Annotated in this window: 15 protein-coding genes; 9 read left to right on the top strand and 6 right to left on the bottom strand. The window is 71.1% G+C overall.

The window, feature by feature from the left end; genetic code table 11:
- Positions 1-74: 74 nt before the first annotated feature.
- Entirely contained in the window at positions 75-929 is an 855-nt protein-coding gene (locus ABZV77_RS08190) for an SDR family oxidoreductase (protein WP_356251808.1), read from the bottom strand.
- Positions 930-1,031: 102 nt separating this feature from the next.
- On the opposite strand from ABZV77_RS08190, the gene ABZV77_RS08185 reads away from it, so the two are divergent.
- Entirely contained in the window at positions 1,032-1,412 is a 381-nt protein-coding gene (locus ABZV77_RS08185; RefSeq protein WP_356251805.1) for a helix-turn-helix domain-containing protein, read from the top strand.
- A gap of 39 nt (positions 1,413-1,451) precedes the next feature.
- On the opposite strand, the gene ABZV77_RS08180 is transcribed toward ABZV77_RS08185, so the two are convergent.
- The 5 genes from ABZV77_RS08180 to ABZV77_RS08160 all read right to left on the bottom strand — a co-directional run bounded on the left by ABZV77_RS08180 (position 1,452) and on the right by ABZV77_RS08160 (position 8,633).
- Complete coding sequence (locus ABZV77_RS08180) at positions 1,452-2,543, bottom strand: 2-oxoacid:ferredoxin oxidoreductase subunit beta (RefSeq protein ID WP_356251802.1); 1,092 nt, start codon at positions 2,541-2,543, stop codon at positions 1,452-1,454.
- The gene (locus ABZV77_RS08175) at positions 2,536-4,467 is read right to left on the bottom strand and encodes a 2-oxoacid:acceptor oxidoreductase subunit alpha (protein ID WP_356251800.1); all 1,932 of its coding nucleotides are present in this window, start codon (positions 4,465-4,467) and stop codon (positions 2,536-2,538) included. Before ABZV77_RS08175 ends, ABZV77_RS08180 begins: the two co-directional genes overlap by 8 nt.
- A 520-nt stretch (positions 4,468-4,987) precedes the next feature.
- Positions 4,988-5,647 (bottom strand): response regulator transcription factor, encoded by a 660-nt coding sequence (locus tag ABZV77_RS08170; protein WP_055568996.1) that lies wholly within the window; start codon positions 5,645-5,647, stop codon positions 4,988-4,990.
- Positions 5,648-5,934: 287 nt separating this feature from the next.
- Positions 5,935-7,299 carry a sensor domain-containing protein gene (locus tag ABZV77_RS08165; RefSeq protein ID WP_356251798.1) on the bottom strand — a complete coding sequence of 455 codons (1,365 nt, stop codon included), beginning with the start codon at positions 7,297-7,299 and terminating at the stop codon, positions 5,935-5,937.
- Between the two features lie 140 nt (positions 7,300-7,439).
- A complete protein-coding gene (locus ABZV77_RS08160; protein ID WP_356251795.1) occupies positions 7,440-8,633 on the bottom strand; it encodes a sensor domain-containing protein in 1,194 nt (397 codons plus the stop codon).
- A gap of 228 nt (positions 8,634-8,861) precedes the next feature.
- Between ABZV77_RS08160 and ABZV77_RS08155 the strand changes: the two genes are divergently transcribed.
- The 8 genes from ABZV77_RS08155 to ABZV77_RS08120 are packed head-to-tail and all read left to right on the top strand — an operon-like array spanning position 8,862 to position 15,664.
- Positions 8,862-9,251 (top strand): NADH-quinone oxidoreductase subunit A, encoded by a 390-nt coding sequence (locus ABZV77_RS08155; RefSeq protein WP_356251792.1) that lies wholly within the window; start codon positions 8,862-8,864, stop codon positions 9,249-9,251.
- Positions 9,248-9,955, top strand: coding sequence for an NADH-quinone oxidoreductase subunit B family protein (locus ABZV77_RS08150; RefSeq protein ID WP_356252396.1), 708 nt, complete (start codon positions 9,248-9,250; stop codon positions 9,953-9,955). The genes ABZV77_RS08155 and ABZV77_RS08150 overlap by 4 nt, the downstream gene beginning before the upstream one ends.
- A complete protein-coding gene (locus ABZV77_RS08145) occupies positions 9,952-11,103 on the top strand; it encodes an NADH-quinone oxidoreductase subunit C (RefSeq protein ID WP_356251790.1) in 1,152 nt (383 codons plus the stop codon). Before ABZV77_RS08150 ends, ABZV77_RS08145 begins: the two co-directional genes overlap by 4 nt.
- Positions 11,100-12,068 (top strand): complex I subunit 1 family protein, encoded by a 969-nt coding sequence (locus ABZV77_RS08140; RefSeq protein ID WP_356251787.1) that lies wholly within the window; start codon positions 11,100-11,102, stop codon positions 12,066-12,068. The genes ABZV77_RS08145 and ABZV77_RS08140 overlap by 4 nt, the downstream gene beginning before the upstream one ends.
- Entirely contained in the window at positions 12,068-12,643 is a 576-nt protein-coding gene (locus ABZV77_RS08135; protein ID WP_356251784.1) for an NADH-quinone oxidoreductase subunit I, read from the top strand. The genes ABZV77_RS08140 and ABZV77_RS08135 overlap by 1 nt, the downstream gene beginning before the upstream one ends.
- A complete protein-coding gene (locus tag ABZV77_RS08130) occupies positions 12,640-13,242 on the top strand; it encodes an NADH-quinone oxidoreductase subunit J (protein WP_356251782.1) in 603 nt (200 codons plus the stop codon). The genes ABZV77_RS08135 and ABZV77_RS08130 overlap by 4 nt, the downstream gene beginning before the upstream one ends.
- The gene (gene nuoK / locus ABZV77_RS08125) at positions 13,242-13,658 is read left to right on the top strand and encodes an NADH-quinone oxidoreductase subunit NuoK (protein WP_356251779.1); all 417 of its coding nucleotides are present in this window, start codon (positions 13,242-13,244) and stop codon (positions 13,656-13,658) included. The genes ABZV77_RS08130 and nuoK overlap by 1 nt, the downstream gene beginning before the upstream one ends.
- Complete coding sequence (locus ABZV77_RS08120) at positions 13,655-15,664, top strand: NADH-quinone oxidoreductase subunit L (RefSeq protein ID WP_356251776.1); 2,010 nt, start codon at positions 13,655-13,657, stop codon at positions 15,662-15,664. Before nuoK ends, ABZV77_RS08120 begins: the two co-directional genes overlap by 4 nt.
- Positions 15,665-15,667 lie beyond the last annotated feature (3 nt).

The raw sequence follows: 15,667 nt of genomic DNA, 5'->3' as shown, positions 1-15,667 counted from the left end.
ACTGAAGGTAGCGCCGCGAACCCCCGCCTGTCATGCCCGTAAACAAAGGACAGTCATGACGGGGGAGTCGGTCCTCAGAGCGCTGTCGCGACGGCCTCGGAGAGCGGCGTGGTGGGCCGGCCGATGAGCCGCGCCAGGTCGCCGCTGGTCCCGGCGAGCAGGCCCCGGGCGACCGCCGCGTCCACGTCGACGAGGATCGCGGCCATCGGCTCCGGCACCCCGGCGCCGGTCAGCACGGCGAGGTGCTGCTCGGCGGGGACGTTGGCGTACGAGATGTCCTTGCCGCTCTGCGCCGCGATCTCCGCGGCGTACTCGGCGAAGCCCCACGGGACGTCGCCGCTGAGCTCGTACACCTTGCCCTCGTGGCCCTCGCCGGTCAGCACGGCGACGGCCGCCGCGGCGTAGTCGGCGCGCGAGGCGGAGGCGACCCGGCCCTCGCCCGCGGAGGCGACGACGGCGCCGTGCGCCAGGACCGGGGCGAGGTGCTCGGTGTAGTTCTCGTGGTACCAGCCGTTGCGCAGGAAGGTGTGCGGCAGGCCGGAGTCGAGGATGAGCTGCTCGGTCACGATGTGCTCGGCGGCCAGCTCGAAGTCGGCGTCGGGGCCGCCGAGGATGCCCGTGTAGGCGAGGAGCGCGACGCCCGCCGTGCGCGCCGCGTCGACGACCGCGCGGTGCTGCGGCACGCGCTGCCCGACCTCGCTGCCGGAGATCATCAGGACGCGGTCACCCGCGGCGAAGACGCCGTCCAGGGTCTCGGGAGCGCTGTAGTCCGCTATCCGCAGCTCGATGCCGCGCTCGGCGAGGTCGGCGGCCTTGCCCTTGTCGCGCACGACGGCCGCGATCTCCCCGGCGGGGACCCGGGCGGCGAGCAGCCCCTCGATGACGAGGCGGCCGAGGTTTCCGGTGGCTCCGGTGACGACGATGCTCATGGCTGAAATCTCCTGATAGGTGGCGCTTCGGTGCGGTCTGCCACTCACCCTAGCCGGGGTACTAACTATTCGTAAGTACCCACTTTGAAGTAAGGTACTGGCATGGCCGTAAGCAATGCGAAGCCGGGCGCCGAGGCGATGTGCCCCTACCGACTGGTCCTGGAGCACGTCACCAGCCGCTGGGGCGTGCTCATCCTGATCGCGCTCGAAGAGCGCTCGTACCGCTTCAGCGAGCTGCGCCGCGCCATCAGCGACATCAGCCGCGTGAGCGAGAAGTCGCTGACCCAGACCCTGCAGACCCTGGAGCGCGACGGCCTCGTGCACCGCGACGCCAAGCCGGTCATCCCGCCCCGCGTGGACTACTCCCTCACGGACCTCGGCCGCGAGGCGGCCGTGCAGGTCAGGACCCTCGCGACGTGGACGGAGCGGCGCATGGACGACGTGCAGGAGGCGCGCCGGGCATACGACGAGGCCCGGCCCTGAAGGATCAGGACCGGGCCTCGGCGTGCGGAGCCGGGACGGCTAGCCGACGACCGTCCACGTGTCGCCGCCCGCGAGCAGTCCGGCCAGGTCGCCCTTGCCGTTCTGCTCGATGGCGCTGTCGAGCTGGTCGGCCATGAGCGTGTCGTAGACCGGGCGTTCGACGCTGCGGAAGACGCCGATCGGGGTGTGGTGCAGCGTGTCCGGGTCGGCGAGCCGGGAGAGCGCGAAGGCCGTGGTCGGCGACGTGGAGTGCGCGTCGTGGACCAGGATGTCGCCCTCGGTCTCCGGCGTGACGGCGACGACCTTGAGGTCGCCGGTCACCGCGTCGCGTACGACGCCCTTCGATCCTTCGGCGCCGAAGCGGATCGGCTGCCCGTGCTCGAGCCGGATCACCGCCTCCTCGGCCTGCTGCTTGTCCTTGAGGACCTCGAAGGCGCCGTCGTTGAAGATGTTGCAGTTCTGGTAGATCTCCACCAGCGCGGTGCCGGGGTGCTCGGCGGCCTCGCGCAGCACCGAGGTGAGGTGCTTGCGGTCGGAGTCCACCGTGCGTGCCACGAAGGAGGCCTCGGCGCCGATGGCCAGCGAGACCGGGTTGAAGGGCGCGTCCAGCGAGCCCATCGGCGTCGACTTGGTGATCTTGCCGACTTCCGAGGTGGGGCTGTACTGGCCCTTGGTGAGACCGTAGATCCGGTTGTTGAACAGCAGGATCTTCAGGTTCACGTTGCGGCGCAGGGCGTGGATCAGGTGGTTGCCGCCGATGGACAGCGCGTCGCCGTCACCGGTGACCACCCACACGCTCAGATCCCGCCGCGAGGAGGCCAGGCCCGTCGCGATGGCCGGGGCGCGGCCGTGGATGGAGTGCATCCCGTACGTGTTCATGTAGTACGGGAAGCGGGAGGAGCAGCCGATGCCCGAGACGAAGACGATGTTCTCCTTCGCCAGGCCCAGCTGCGGCATGAAGCTCTGCACCGCGGCCAGCACGGCGTAGTCACCGCAGCCGGGGCACCAGCGCACCTCCTGGTCGGACTTGAAGTCCTTCATGGACTGCTGGGCCTCGGCCTTGGGCACCAGGGAAAGCGCTTCGATCGTGCTCCCGGTCCCCTCCGGTCCGGCCGTTTTCGTGTCAGCCATCGATGGCCTCCTTGAGAGCCGTGGCGAGCTGCTCGGCCTTGAACGGCATTCCGTTGACCTGGTTGTACGAGACGGCGTCCACCAGATACTTCGCCCGGATCAGCGTGGCGAGCTGACCGAGGTTCATCTCGGGGATCACCACCTTGTCGTAACGCGCGAGGACGTCGCCCAGATTCCGCGGGAACGGGTTGAGGTGGCGCAGATGGGCCTGCGCGATGGACTCACCCGCGGTGCGCAGCCGCCGGACCGCCGCGGTGATCGGCCCGTACGTCGAACCCCACCCGAGGACCAGCGTGTCGGCGTCCCCGCCGGCGTCGTCGACCTCCAGGTCGGGGACGGCGATGCCGTCGACCTTGGCCTGGCGGGTGCGGACCATGAAGTCGTGGTTGGCCGGGTCGTACGAGATGTTGCCCGTGCCGTCCTGCTTCTCGATGCCGCCGATGCGGTGTTCGAGGCCCGGCGTGCCCGGGATCGCCCACGGGCGGGCCAGCGTCTGCGGATCGCGCTTGTAGGGCCAGAACACCTCGGTGCCGTCGGCCTCGGTGTGGTTCGTCCCGGAGGCGAACTGCACGCGCAGGTCGGGCAGTTCGTCGACCTCGGGGATGCGCCAGGGCTCCGAGCCGTTGGCCAGGTAGCCGTCGGAGAGCAGGAAGACCGGCGTCCGGTACGTCACCGCGATCCGGGCCGCCTCCAGCGCCGCGTCGAAGCAGTCCGCCGGGGTCTTCGGCGCCACGATCGGCACCGGCGCCTCGCCGTTGCGTCCGTACATCGCCTGCAGCAGGTCGGCCTGCTCGGTCTTGGTCGGCAGGCCCGTGCTCGGGCCGCCGCGCTGGATGTCCACGATCAGCAGCGGCAGTTCGAGGCTGACGGCCAGGCCGATGGTCTCCGACTTCAGCGCCACACCGGGCCCCGAGGTCGTCGTCACCCCGAGCGAGCCGCCGAACGCGGCGCCCAGGGCCGCGCCGATGCCCGCGATCTCGTCCTCGGCCTGGAAGGTCCGCACGCCGAAGTTCTTGTGCTTGGACAGCTCGTGCAGGATGTCCGAGGCCGGGGTGATCGGGTAACTGCCCAGGTAGAGCGGCAGATCCGCCTGCTTGCCCGCCGCGATGAGACCGTACGACAGGGCCAGGTTCCCGGAGATGTTGCGGTAGGTGCCGGTCGCGAACGCCTGGGAGGCCGGGGCGACTTCGTAGGAGACCGCGAAGTCCTCGGTGGTCTCGCCGAAGTTCCACCCCGCGTGGAACGCCGCGATGTTCGCCTCGGCGATCTCCGGACGCTTGGCGAACTTGGCTCGAAGGAACTTCTCGGTGCCCTCGGTCGGCCGGTGGTACATCCACGACAACAGCCCGAGCGCGAACATGTTCTTCGAGCGACCCGCGTCCTTGCGGGAGAGGTCGAATTCCTTCAGGGCCTCCACGGTCAGCGTGGTCAGCGGCACCGGGTGCACGCTGTAGCCGTCCAGGGAGCCGTCCTCCAGCGGGGAGGTGGCGTAACCGACCTTCTGCATGGCGCGCTTGGAGAACTCATCGGTGTTCACGATGACCTCGGCGCCGCGCGGCACGTCACCGATGTTCGCCTTCAGCGCCGCCGGGTTCATCGCCACCAGGACGTTCGGGGCGTCGCCCGGCGTCAGGATGTCGTGGTCGGCGAAGTGCAGCTGAAAGGAGGACACGCCCGGCAGCGTTCCGGCCGGTGCGCGGATCTCGGCGGGGAAGTTCGGCAGCGTCGACAGGTCGTTGCCGAAGGACGCCGTCTCTGAAGTGAAGCGGTCACCCGTGAGCTGCATACCGTCACCGGAGTCCCCCGCGAAGCGGATGATCACCCGGTCCAGGCGCCGCACGTCTTTGTCACCTGCGGGCTTGCGTTGCTCTCCGACGAGCGCTCCGTCGGCCTGCTCGGCTTGGCTACTGACCTGGCTGGTCACTGAACTGGACCTCCCTCGAGGCGACTGAGCGGAATCGCCGGGACGACCGGCGCTCCCAAGGTCCACCCTACGTCTGTAAGGGTCGCCTTCCTGGGGTTGTTCGCATGGTGGATGCACTTCTGAGACACCGTGTTGCACTGCTTTGCCATGGTTTGCCTCGCCCCCCGGTCCTTCATGGATGACGCTCCCCGCTCATCCTTTGGTTCTAGGACTTGCTTCCCGTGACCTGCTTCCGGCCGACTCCGGCCGCCCGTGACGCTGCGCGACTTCCCGTGACCCGCCGTGGCCTTCCCAGCTTCCGCACCTGCTCCCGCCGCTGTTCCCGCTTCCGCCCCCGCTGGTCGCGCCCCTCGATCCCGGTGTCACCCGACCGTGTCCCGGGAGTGTCCGGGCGGGCCCCTCGGCGCCCCTTTTCGGGGGTTCCGCGGCACCCGACCGGTACTCCAGTGACGCCCGACCGGGACTGTGGCCACAGCTCCGGACCGACGCCTTCCGCCGTATCTGACAGGGTGTCAGTTATTCATGAGTTGAGGTAGGTGAGGACCGCGAGCACGCGTCGGTGATCCCCGTCACTCTGGGACAGGCCGAGCTTCAGGAAGATGTTGCTCACGTGCTTCTCGACGGCGCCGTCGCTCACCACGAGCTGCCGGGCGACCGCCGAGTTCGTCCGTCCTTCGGCCATCAGACCGAGTACCTCGCGTTCCCGCGGAGTAAGCCCCGCGAGCACGTCCTGCTTTCGGCTGCGGCCCAGCAACTGCGCCACGACCTCCGGATCGAGCGCAGTGCCCCCGTCCGCCACTCGCACCACCGCGTCGACGAACTCCCGCACCTCGGCGACCCGGTCCTTGAGGAGATAGCCCACGCCACGGCTCGAACCGGCGAGCAGCTCGGTGGCGTACTGCTCCTCGACGTACTGCGAAAGGACCAGGACCCCGAGCCCCGGATGCTGATGGCGCAGATACACCGCGGCGCGCACGCCCTCGTCGGTGTGGGTCGGCGGCATCCGCACGTCGGCGACGACCACGTCCGGCAGGGCGTCCTGCGCGGCGAGGTCGGTGATCGTCTTGATCAGGGCCTCCGCGTCACCCACCCCGGCGACGACGTCGTGCCCGCGGTCGGTCAGCAGCCGGGTCAGGCCCTCCCGAAGCAGCACTGAATCCTCGGCGATGACGACCCGCACTTTGTCCTCCACTTTTTGGCCCCCCGGCACTTTTGTTCCCCCGGTGCGCTTGTCCGGCCCGGATCGGTCCGACATCGGTTGTGTCAGCCGAACACATGGCGCCGAACGCGGGCGCCGAACACTCGGCACCTCAGTATCGCGCGATCCGCCGCGGCCCATCGGCCCGCTCGCCGGACTGGTGCGCCGGTGGCCCACGGACCGCCGTCGACCGCGCGCAGCGCGCCGCCCCCGGCTCGGTGTACGAACCGGGGGCGGCGCGCCGCAGACAGGGTGCGGGTGGGCTCAGCTCAGGCCTGGCGCCACGGCAGTTCCGCCGTGATCGTCGTCGGACCGCCCACCGGCGAGTCGACGACCAGGATTCCGTCGACCGCGTCGAGCCGCTCCGCGAGCCCCGCGAGGCCGGAGCCCGCCGACACGTCCGCGCCGCCTGCCCCGTTGTCGGTCACCTGGAGCATCAGCCGGGTCTCGGCCCGCCAGACGTCGACGCCCGCGGCCTTGGCGCCGCTGTGCTTGCTGATGTTCTGCAGCAGCTCGGAGACCGTGAAGTACGCGATGCCCTCGATGGCCGCCGCGGGACGGCTTGTCAGGTCCACCTCGACGTGCACCGGGACCGTGCAGCGGGCGGCCAGCGAGGAGAGGGCGGCGTCCAGGCCGCGGTCGGTGAGGACGGCGGGATGGATGCCGCGGGCCAGGTCGCGCAGCTCCTGCAGGGCCACCTTCACCTCGCCGTGCGCCTCGTCCACCATGCGCGCCGCGGCCTCCGGGTCCTCGGTCAGCTTCTCCTTGGCCAGGCCCAGATCCATGGCGAGGGCGACGAGGCGGGCCTGCGCGCCGTCGTGCAGATCGCGCTCGATGCGGCGCAGGTCGGCGGCCGCGGTGTCCACGACCACGCCACGGTCCGACTCGAGCTCGACGACGCGGGTCGCGAGCCGCGAGGGGCCGAGCAGCCCGTAGACCAGTACGCGGTCCACGGTCGTCAGGGCCCGCAGGATCCACGGGGTGGCCAGCGTGACGAGGAGTCCCGTCGCGGCCGTGATGCCGATCTCGAAGGGGTTGTCGAGGTAGATGCGGTGGCCGTCGTCCCCGCCGTACAGCTGGATGCCGTCCTGCCCGCCGTACATCGGGAAGAGCCAGAACCACAGCGGGTACGTGAGCATCAGCCAGCCGTACGACCAGAAGACGATCGCCACCGTGAACGAGAAGATCGACCACGGCAGCATCAGCAGCGAGTACAGGACGTGCCGCCAGGACGCGCCGCTCTTGAGGATCGCGCCCATCAGCGCCATCGGGCCGCCGCCCTTGGGGCGCAGCTGCTCCGGCGACGCGACGTCCAGGCCGAGCAGCCCGCGCGCCCGCGCCCGCTCCAGGGCGCCGATGCCGCGGCAGCCCGCGAGACCGGCCGCGAGCACCGGGATGCCGATGAAGGTGATCAGCAGGCCCGCGCCGAGCGAGAGCATGGTGATGGCGAAGACGAAGGACATGATGCCGATCGGCAGGCTCAGCATCGTGTAGCCGAACTCCCGCCAGGTACGGGCCTCGACGGGGGCCCGCAGTCCGGCGGGCAGCCGGTGGCTCCGCCGCTCCTCGACGTCGGTTCCCCGGAAGTCCGGCCGGTCCATGTGCGGGTACCCCTGTCCGTAGTCCGTGGCCATCGTTGCCGTCCGTTTCTGCGTCTGCGTCTGTGTCGGTGTGGTTCCAGATTCGCCGGTGCGGCGGTCCACGACCATGGAGCGGGTCGGCGTCTTCGACCGGGGGTTTTCCCTACCTTTGAGGGCTGGGCGGACCGGGTCCGTCACTTTCGGGCGCCGGGCGCGGCGTCCGTCGAGCGGTCCCGCCACGGCAGCTCCGCCGTGATCGTCGTGGGCCCGCCCTCGGGCGACTCGATCACGAAGAGCCCGTCGACCGCGCCGAGCCGGTCGGCGAGGCCGGACATGCCCGTGCCGCCGTCCAGCCGCGCCCCGCCGCGCCCGTCGTCCCAGACCTGGATGAGGAGCCGCTCGTCCGCCCGCCAGACCTCGACGCTCGCGGACCTCGCGCCGCTGTGCTTGCTGATGTTCTGCAGCAGCTCGGAGACCGTGAAGTACGCGATGCCCTCGATGGCCGCCGCCGGGCGCGCCGGGAGGTCGGCGGTCACCTTCACCGGCACGGTGCAGCGCGAGGCGACCGAGGAGAGCGCCGCGTTCAGGCCGCGGTCGGTGAGGACGGCGGGGTGGATGCCGCGGGCCAGGTCGCGCAGTTCCTGCAGGGCCAGTTTCACCTCGCCGTGCGCCTCGTCGACCATCGAGGCCGCGGCGTCGGGGTCCTCCAGAAGCTTCTCCTTGGCCAGGCCGAGGCCCATGGCGAGGGCGACGAGGCGGGCCTGCGCGCCGTCGTGCAGATCGCGCTCGATGCGGCGCAGGTCGGCGGCCGCGGTGTCCACGACCACGCCACGGTCGGACTCCAGTTCGGCGATCCGCTGCTCCAACTCGTCGGAGGGGGAGAGCAGTCCGCGCACCATCGCCCGGTCCGCGTTGGCGAGGCCGCGCACGATGAAGGGCAGCACGGGCCAGAGCACGAAGAGCCCGACGGTGGTGATGGCGAAGGTCAGCACGCCCCAGGGCAGCCGGATGAACCCGTACAGCATGGTGCGCCAGCCCACCGGGTCCTTCAGGTTCGACCACAGCCGCCCGAGGAAGCTCTGCCCGCGGTACCCCGGCATCGGACTCGGCTCGTCCACCTGCACGCCGAGCAGTTTCCTGGCCCGCGCCCGCTCGAACCTGCCCAGGACGCGCGCCCCGAGCAGCCCCATCGCGAGCAGCGGCAGACCGATCACCGTCACCGTCAGACCGATGCCGACGGACAGCACGCTCACCGCGTAGACGAATCCGACGACCCCCATCGGCAGGTTCACCAGGAGATGGGCGATCTCCTTCCAGGTGTACGTGCTGTACGCGAAGCGCGCGGGTGGCGGCCGGTCGTCCTGCGGGGGCGTGGTGCGTGCGGTCATAAGCGCTAGGGTGCCCGGCCCGACGCCGCAATGCCATGAGGGCGGCCGCCGGGACGACCGGGGGATAACCCCACCCGGCCGAATCGTGGGGTGACCGATCTGCGACCACGTGGCCTGACCGATGCGTGACGCTCTGCTTACCGATCCTTTAGCAGGCCCTAGACTCCCGTGCGTACAGATCGTCGAAAAGGGTCAGGGTCAAGGACGGTCAGGGAGTGAGGGACTGACGTGCACGTGACGAACGTCGCGGCGAGTTACTACCAGTCGTACTCCGTCGTCGGACTGCTCGCCGTCGTCGGCGTGCTGTTCGTCGCAGTGGCCTTCGGCGTGGGGCGGCTGTTGCGCCCCGTGGTGCCCACCCCGGAGAAGCTCCTGACGTACGAGTGCGGCGTCGACCCGGTCGGCGAGGGCTGGGCCCACACCCAGGTCCGCTACTACGTCTACGCGTTCCTCTACGTCATCTTCGCCGTCGACTCGATCTTCCTCTTCCCCTGGGCGACGGTCTTCGCCGCGCCCGGCTTCGGCGCGACGACGCTCGTGGAGATGTTCATCTTCCTCGGCTTCCTGGCCGTGGGCCTGCTGTACGCATACAAGAAGGGCGTCCTGACGTGGACGTGACCCCGGACCCCAACGGGCAGCCCGTGTCGCAACCCGTGCCGCAACCCCTGCCGCAACCCGTGCTGCTTCCCGAGCCGAAGAGGCTGGGCGCGCTCGCCCGGCTCGCCCCCGAACCGATGAAGGTGGTCCTCAACTGGGGCCGCCGGTACTCGCTCTGGGTCTTCAACTTCGGCCTCGCCTGCTGCGCCATCGAGTTCATCGCCGCGTCCATGGCGCGGCACGACTTCATCCGGCTCGGCGTCATCCCCTTCGCGCCCGGGCCGCGCCAGGCCGACCTGATGGTCGTGTCCGGCACGGTCACGGACAAGATGGCGCCCGCGGTGAAGCGCCTGTACGAGCAGATGCCCGAACCGAAGTACGTCATCTCGTTCGGCGCCTGCTCCAACTGCGGCGGCCCGTACTGGGACTCGTACTCCGTGACCAAGGGCGTCGACCAGATCATCCCGGTCGACGTGTACGTCCCCGGGTGCCCGCCCCGACCCGAGGCGCTGCTCCAGGGCATCCTCAAGCTCCAGGAGAAGATCGCGCGGGAGTCGCTGGAGGAGCGGTACGCGACCCCGGGCCAGAACGGGACTCCGAGCTCCAACGGCACCCAGAGTCCCAACGGCACCCCGAGCGCCAACGGAAACGGCGCCCGCCCCTCGGTGGCCGCCCTGCAGAGCGGTTTGGTGAAGGCGCCCGCGCCGGGGAAGGACCAGGCATGACCGGCTGGCTGCCGAGCCCCGTCGAGGAGCTCTTCGGCGCGGAGGCCACGGCCGAGGAGTCGTACGACGTCCTGACCGTCGACGTACCTCCGGCCCAGTGGATCGCGGCCCTCGAAACCGCCCGCACCACGCTGACCTGCACCTACTTCGACTGGCTGAGCGCGGTCGACGAACCGGGCACCGGCTTCCGCGTCGCCGCCCACGTGGTCGCCCTCTCTCCCGTACGCCGACTCCTCGTCCGTACGACGGTCGCGCACGACGCCCCCGTCCTCGCCTCCGCCGTCGACGTCTACGCGGGCGCCGCCTGGCACGAGCGCGAGACGCACGAAATGTTCGGCGTGACGTTCGAGGGCCACCCCGGGCTGACCCCGCTGCTCCTGCCCGACAGCTTCGAGGGCCACCCCCTCCGCAAGGACTTCGTGCTCGCGGCCCGGGTCGCCAAGGCCTGGCCGGGCGCCAAGGAGCCGGGGGAGTCGGAGCACGGCGGTCCCAAGCGCCGCCAGATGCTGCCGCCCGGCGTGCCCGACCCGAACGAATGGGGCCCTCTCAAGGGCCGCCTGCCCGCGGCACCGGCCCGCCCTGCCCGCGGCGCGGGCCGCGCGGCGGGTGCGGGGGCAGGTGCGGGTGCGGGTGCCCCGGGCCGTGCGGCGGCCGGTGAACGCCCGCCGCGCAGAACCCGCTCGGCCAGCCAGGGTTCGGCAAGCCAGGGTTCGGCAAGCCAGCCGACTCCCGAGGCGCAGCCCACGTCCGCCCCGGAGCCGCAGCCCACCGAGCCGCAGCCCACCGAGGCGCGGCAGCCGGAGACTCCCGCACGCCCTCCGCGGCGTTCGCGCAGCGCAAGCCAGGGCTCGGCGTCGCAACAGGCGACGACCCCGGCACCGGAGGCAACGGCACCGGAAGCCCCGGCACCGGAAGCCCCGACACCTGAGGCACCGGCACCGGAAGCCCCTGCTCCCGCGACTCCGGCCCCGGAGTCCGCACCCGAGGCGAAGTCCGACGCCCCGTGGCACCACGCCCGCCCGGCATTCGAGGACCCGGAGAAGAAGCCGCAGTCGGAGGCCGCCCCTTCCCCGAGCCCCGAGCCCACTACGGCCCCCGAGCCCCCTGAAGACGAAAACGGCGACCGCGCAACTGGAGGCACCGAGTGAACGACGCCCTCGACGTCGCCCTGCGCCTCGTCATCGTCTTCGGGGTGTTCCTGGTCCTCCCTCTCGTCATCGGCCAGACCGAGCACAAGGTGATGGCCCACATGCAGGGCCGCCTCGGCCCCATGCACGCGGGCGGCTTCCACGGCTGGGCGCAACTCGTCGCCGACGGCGTGAAGTTCGCCCAGAAGGAAGACGTCGTCCCGGCCGAGGCCGACCGCCGCATCTTCCAGCTGGCGCCCGCCGTCGCCCTGCTGCCCTACCTCCTCGTCCTCATCGCGATCCCGATCGGCCCCGACGAGGGCGCGGTCGGCGAGGTCGTCGACGCGGGCATCTTCTTCGTGCTCGCCGTGATGGGCGTCGGCGTACTCGGCTCGCTCATGGCGGGCTGGGCCAGCGCCAACAAGTTCTCCCTCCTCGGCGGCCTCCGCACCGCCGCCCAGCTCCTCGCGTACGAACTTCCGATGCTGCTCGCCGCCGCCTCGGTCGCGATGGCCTCCGGCACGGTCTCGCTGCCCGGCATCGTCGACGCGTTCGAGTGGTGGTGGGTGCCCTGGCAGATCGTCGGCGCGCTGGTGTTCTTCATCGCGGGCCTCGCCGAACTACAGCGCCCGCCCTTCGACATGCCGGTCGCCGACTCCGAGATCATCTTCGGTGCCTACACCGAGTACACCGGTCTGCGTTTCGCCCTCTTCCTCCTCGCCGAGTACGCCGGGATCGTCGTCCTGTGCGGACTGACCACCGTCCTCTTCCTGGGCGGCTGGCACGGCCCGTGGGGCGCCGACGGCCTCGGCTGGGTCTGGACCCTCCTGAAGACGGCCGTCCTCGCCTTCGTCGTGATCTGGCTGCGCGTCAGTTACCCCCGTCTCCGCGAGGACCAGCTCCAGAAGCTCTCCTGGACCCTCCTCGTCCCGCTCGCCCTCGCGCAGATCGCGCTCACCGGAATCGTGAAGGTGGCGATCAACTGATGCCCCCGATCCCAGGCGCAGGCCTCGCCAAGGGCCTCGCCGTCACCCTGCGCACGATGACGAAGAAGACCGTCACCGAGCAGTACCCCGAGCACCAGCCCGAACTGCCGCCCCGCACCCGCGGCGTCATCGGCCTGTTCGAGGAGAACTGCACGGTCTGCATGCTCTGCGCCCGTGAATGCCCCGACTGGTGCATCTACATCGACTCCCACAAGGAGACGGTCCCGCCCGCCGCCCCCGGCGGCCGCGAGCGCAGCCGCAACGTCCTCGACCGCTTCGCCATCGACTTCGCCCTCTGCATGTACTGCGGCATCTGCATCGAGGTCTGCCCCTTCGACGCGCTCTTCTGGTCGCCGGAGTTCGAGTACGCCGAGACCGACATCCACGAACTCACCCACGAGCGCGACAAGCTCCGCGAGTGGATGTGGACCGTCCCGGCCCCGCCCGCCCTTGACCCCGCTGCCGAGGAGCCCAAGGAACTCGCCGCCGCCCGCAAGTCCGCGGAGAAGACCGCCGCCGAGCAGGCCGCCGCCGCGGAGAAGCCCGAGCCGCCCCGACCGGAGGGAGACGCGTGACCTTCGCAGCAGCCTCCACGACGGCCGCGAGGGCAGCCGAGACCCAGAGCTTCCTGTCCCCGACGGGCGTCGAGATCGCCTTCCTCCTGGTCGGCCTCGTCACCCTCGGCGCGGCGGTCATCACGGTCACGACCAAGCAGCTGGTGCACGCCGCGCTGTGGCTGGTGGTCGCGCTCGGCGGGCTCGCCGTCGAGTACCTCCTCCTGACCGCCGAGTTCATCGCCTGGGTACAGGTCCTCATCTACGTCGGTTCCGTCGTCGTGCTCCTCCTCTTCGGACTGATGCTCACCAGGGCGCCCATCGGCCGCTCCCCGGAGGCCGATTCGGGCAACCGCCTGGTCGCGCTGGCAGTGGCCGTCGCCGCTGCCGCCGCCCTGGTCTGGGTCGTCGTGGATGCGTTCCGCACCACGGTGATCGACCTGGACGGCGCCGCCCAGGGCTCCACCGACGTGACCGGATCGATCCTCTTCCGGCACTGGGTGCTCCCCTTCGAGGCCCTCTCGGTCCTCCTCCTCGCCGCCCTCGTCGGGGCGATCGTCCTGTCCCGCAAGAACGCCGCCCAGGACCAAGCCGCTCAGGACCAGGGGGAGAACCGCTGATGCACCTCCACCTCGCCTATCCCGCCGTCCTCGCCGCCCTCCTCTTCTGCGTCGGCCTGTACGGCGTACTCGCCCGGCGCAACGCGATCCTGGTCCTGATGTCCGTCGAGCTGATGCTCAACGCCGTCAACCTCAACCTGGTCGCCTTCGACGTCTGGCTCCGCGACTCCCTCCACGCGGGACAGGCCCTGACCCTGTTCACCATCGCGATCGCCGCCGCCGAGATCGGCATCGGCCTCGCGATCGTCCTCGCCGTCTACCGCAACCGCGGCAGCTCCGCCGTCGACGACCTCCGCGACACCGCCGAGGGCCCGGACGACGACCCCGGCGACAGCGAAGCTGTCAACGAAACCGAAGCCGCCGACGACACCGACGCAGAGGCCGCACCGGCGCAGAAGGCTGAGGCCACCGCGTGACCACGACCACCCTCGCCGTCCTCGTCCCCCTCCTTCCGTTCCTGGGCGCGGCCGCGGGCCTGCTGCTCGGCCGTCGCATCCCCGGCCTCGTACGCCCCCTCGCGGTGCTGCCCACGCTGACGGCGCTGCTGCTCGCCGTCCTGGTGGCGGTCCGTCAGGGGGGTGGCACCGGCGGCGGGAAGGCCTCCGTCGACGCCGCCACCGAGCTCACCCCGACCGGCTCGGTCCCCATCGAGCTCGCCCTGCACATCGACGGCTTCGCCGCCCTCGTCGCCGTCCTGGTCGGCGTCGTCGCGTCGTGCGTGCAGATCTACTCGACGGGCTACCTCCGCGAGGACCCGCGCTACCCCTCGTACGCCGCCCTCGTCTCCCTCTTCACCTCCGCGATGCTGCTCGTCGTCTACTCCGGCGACCTGATGGTGCTCCTGGTCGGCTGGGAGATCATGGGCATCTGCTCGTACTTCCTGGTCGGCCACTACTGGGAGACCCCCGAGGCGCGCGCCGCCTCCCTGAAGGCCTTCCTCGTCACCAAGCTCGGCGACGTCCCCTTCCTGATCGGTCTGTTCGCCCTCGCCGCCGACACCGGCTCGTTCCGCATCACGACGATCCTCGCGACGGTCGCGGACGGCGGCCTGAACCACCCGACAGTCATCGCGCTGCTGCTGCTCGCGGGCGTGGCGGGCAAGTCGGCGCAGTTCCCGCTGCACACCTGGCTGCCCGACGCGATGGCAGGCCCCACACCCGTCTCCGCGCTGATCCACGCCGCGACGATGGTCGCCGCCGGTGTCTACTTCGTGGCCCGGCTCCTCCCCGTCTTCGCCGCGTCCGCGGCCGCCCTGGTCGTCCTCGCCGTCATGGCCGCCGTCACGATGGCCGGCTCGGCCCTCGCCGCGCTCGCCCAGGACGACATCAAGCGCGTCCTCGCGTACTCGACGATCGGTCAGCTCGGTTACATGACCGGCGCCCTCGCCGTCGGCGACCGCGGCGCCGCCGTCTTCCACCTCCTGTCGCACGGCGCCTTCAAGGCGCTGCTGTTCCTCGCGGCGGGCGTGATCATCCACGCCGCGGGCACCAACTCACTGGCCGCCATGTCCCGCATGAGCGGCCTGCGCGACCGCATCCCCGACGCGTACTGGACGATGACCGTGGCGCTCCTCGCGCTCGCCGCGATCCCGCCGTTCAGCGGCTTCTTCTCCAAGGAGGCGGTGCTCGGCGCCGCCGAGCACACGGCCACGGGCCACGCCGAGTCCGTGCCCACCGCGGCGGGCTGGATCGTCCTCGTCGCCGGTCTGCTCACCGCCCTCCTCACCGCCGCCTACGCGACGCGTCTGTGGCTGCTCACCTTCCACGGCCAGGGAGCGCAGGCCCCCGACCACGGGCGGCAGCCCATCGCCATGACCTCCGTGCTCTGGGTGCTCGCCGTGCCCTCCCTCGCCTTCGGTCTCGCCGTCGGTGTTCTGCCGGACTGGTTCGACGGCCACTCGCTCACCCCGACGCTCACCACCTCCGTCCTGGGCACGGGCCTCGCGCTCGTCGGCGGCCTCGTCACCTACGGCGCATGGCGGCACACCACGGCGCTCGCCGCCCGCGTCCCGATGGGCGCGGTCGCCGCGGACCCCGACGGCGACGGGGGGCAGGTGGAGGCGGAGGCCATCGCCACCCACGCCCCCGCGTACGGAGACGTCGCCTCGGCCCCGGACCCGGCCGACCCCGGCCGCCTGCTGCTCGGCCCGCTGCACCGGCACGCGGCCGTCGGCTTCCACCTCGACGCCGTCTACACCGCCCTGTTCGTACGCCCCGTCCGCGCCGCGGCGAGCCTGGTCCGCTTCCTGGACCGCGAGGTCGTCGAGACGTACGTACGCGGCGCGGGCACCGCACCCCGCTGGCTCGGCGCGGCCGTCCGCCGCGCCCAGACCGGAAATGTGCAGACCTACCTGAGCGCGCTGCTCGCAGGCACGGTCGTCCTGGCCGTCGCCGCCGTCCTCGTCGCCACCGCCGGAGCGTGAGCA

It is taken from the genome of Streptomyces sp. NPDC004732 (genome assembly GCF_040609235.1).
Lineage (GTDB): Bacteria > Actinomycetota > Actinomycetes > Streptomycetales > Streptomycetaceae > Streptomyces.
Note: the sequence above shows the minus strand (reverse complement) of the source record. Positions and strands in the feature narration are given on the sequence as shown.